This is a genomic window from Iamia sp., assembly GCF_035575815.1.
Classification (GTDB): Bacteria; Actinomycetota; Acidimicrobiia; order Acidimicrobiales; family Iamiaceae; genus Iamia.
This window is the reverse complement of sequence record NZ_DATLXO010000015.1, coordinates 1-1897: the sequence shown is the minus strand read 5'-3', so window position 1 is coordinate 1897 and position 1897 is coordinate 1. Positions and strand designations below refer to the sequence as shown.

Annotated in this window: 2 protein-coding genes; both read right to left on the bottom strand. The window is 72.0% G+C overall.

Features of this window, described 5'->3' with window-relative positions; genetic code table 11:
• On the bottom strand, positions 1-582 hold a 582-nt coding region (locus VNL12_RS01240), incomplete at its 3' end, for a type I restriction enzyme subunit R domain-containing protein (protein WP_325590838.1).
• A partial coding sequence (locus VNL12_RS01235; protein WP_325590837.1) for a DEAD/DEAH box helicase family protein occupies positions 530-1897 on the bottom strand: 1368 nt, incomplete at its 5' end. The genes VNL12_RS01240 and VNL12_RS01235, both read right to left, overlap by 53 nt.

The following is a 1897-nucleotide window of genomic DNA, read 5'->3' as shown; positions in this document are numbered from 1 at the left end:
CGTCGTCAGGTGGTGGCGCACCCGGGCGTGGCGGTCGCTCAGCCGTCCGATCTCCTCGGTGAGGTCGTGGAGCGACTCCTCGACGTCGTCGTCGAGGGAGCCGTCGGGCGCGGCGTAGGCGGCCAGGGCCTCGCTGAGGTGCTGGGTGATCCCGAAGTAGTCGACGACCAGCCCGTGGTCCTTGCCCGGCGCGGTGCGGTTGACCCGGGCGATGGCCTGGAGCAGCTCGGCCTCGCGCATCGAGCGGTCGAGGTAGAGCACCTGCGCCTCGGGGGCGTCGAAGCCGGTGAGGAGCATGGACTTCACGATCAGGAGCGCGACCGGGGCGGGATCACGCTGGTCGTCGGCCGTGGGCAGCGCCTGGTGCAGCTGATCGACGCGGTGGCGGTGGTTGTCGGGGTCGGTCCAGATCGCCCACGCCGGATCGTCGTTCGTGGTGCCGGCGGAGATCACGGGCACCGCGTCGAGGCGTCGGATCAGCCCGAGGCGGGGGTGGGCCGCCTTCAGCAGTCGCTGCCCCTCGTCGAGCTCATCGTCGGGCGCGGCGAGGAGCCACCCGGGCAACGCCTCCAGCTCGGCCACCAGCTCGTCGCGGGCCCGGCCGAGAGCCGCGTGGTAGCGGACGCAGGCCCGACGGCTGCTGGCCACGACGAGGCCCTTGAACCCGCCCGGCATCACCGTCGACACGTAGTGGCGGATGAGGTCGCGCGCCTTGGCGTCGATCAGCTCGGGTGCTTCGAGCACGTCGGCCACGGTGGCGTAGCGCTGCTGCAGGACGTGGCGCTGCTCGTCGGTCAGATCGGCGAACCAGCGGAAGAAAGACCTCGTCGAGGTTCGAGGCGCCCTGGACCGCCGCATCGGTGGTGCGACCCTCGTACATGATCGGGACGGTGGAGCCGTCGCGCTCGGACTGGCGCAGGGTGTAGGTGTCGAGGAACGGCCCGAAGATGGCGTGGGTCTTCTGGCGGGCGCCCATGATGATCGGCGTCCCGGTGAAGCCGATGCGGGCCGCGTTGGGCAGCGCGGCCAGGAGGTTGGCGTGCAGGATCGAGCCCTGTGATCGGTGGGCCTCGTCGACGAGGACGAGGATGGCCTCGTCGGTGTTCAGGTCGTCGAGCCGGTCGCCCTGGTCGTCGTCGCCGCCGGCCAGGCGCAGGTCCCCGCCGTCGCCGGACGAGCCCGCCCCGACCCCCGAGGCCAGGTCGGCCCGGTACTTCTGGATCATGGCCATGACCAGTCCCGGCCCGCGAGGGGACAGGTGGGTGCGCAGCTCCCTGCTCGAGCGGGCGACCTTCACCGTCTCCCCGGAGAGCTCGGCGGTCGCCCCGAGCTGGATCTGCAGGTCGGTGCGATCGGTGACGACGACGACCTTGAAGCGACGCAGGTCGGGGTCCGAGCGCATGGCCCGCACGAGGAACACCATGGTGAGCGACTTGCCCGAGCCCTGGGTGTGCCAGATCACCCCGCCCCGGCGGTCGACGTGGCCGTCGACGATCCGGCTGTCCCCGGTGCGCAGCCGGTCGAGGGCCCGGTGGACGGCCCGGTACTGCTGGTACCGGGGCACGACCTTCACCCGCCGGGGCCCGGCCGGCATCAGCAGGGAGAAGTGGCGGACGAGGTCGAGCAGGTGCGACGGTCGCAGCACGCCGGCGGTGAGCAGCTCCTGGCTGGTGAGGGCGGCGACCTCCTTGCCCAGGTCCGAGGCGACATCGGCGCGGTCGACGGGCGCGGTGTCCTTCCACTCCAGGAAGTGCTCGGGGCCGCTGGTGAACGACCCGAGGCGAGCCTCCTGGCCGGTGGTGGCCACGACGACCTGGTTCGTCCAGAAGAGCGGTTCGACCCCCTCCTCGGCCTCGACCTCGTCGCGCTGGTTGGCGTAGCGCCGGAGCTGGCGGAT